1 pseudogene is annotated in these 421 nt (G+C 74.8%); it reads left to right on the top strand.

Annotated elements, in window-relative coordinates:
* A pseudogene (locus tag M3149_RS22830) lies at nt 1-421 on the top strand (hypothetical protein); the annotation flags it as partial.

Genomic DNA, 421 nt, shown 5'->3' on the forward strand with positions numbered 1-421 from the left:
CCCGCAGCAGGTCAGCGCTGTGGCGGGCCCTGGCCTCGCTCGTCGTCGTCGGCCTCGCCCTCCTCGCCGCGCTCACCCTGTCCCCCCGGCTCGGGCTGGACCTCGAGGGCGGCACCCAGATCGTGCTCGAGACGCAGGACACCGAGCGTCAGGAGGCGAACACCGAGTCCACCAACCGGGCGCTCGAGGTGCTGCGCGGGCGCGTCGACGCGCTGGGGGTGGCCGAGCCCACCCTGGCTCGGGCGGGCGAGCGCCGGATCATCGTCGAGCTGCCGGGTGTCCAGGATCCCCGCGAGGCCGCCGAGGTGATCGGGCAGACAGCCCAGCTGGGCTTCCACCAGGTCACCACCCCTCAGCCCGGTGGGCAGCCGCCGCGCGGCACCCGTGCGATCGCCGACGAGGACGGGCAGCAGATCCGGAT

Origin of the sequence: Hydrogenophaga intermedia (assembly GCF_023715105.1) — a bacterium.
Taxonomy (GTDB): Bacteria; Pseudomonadota; Gammaproteobacteria; order Burkholderiales; family Burkholderiaceae_C; genus Hydrogenophaga; species Hydrogenophaga intermedia_A.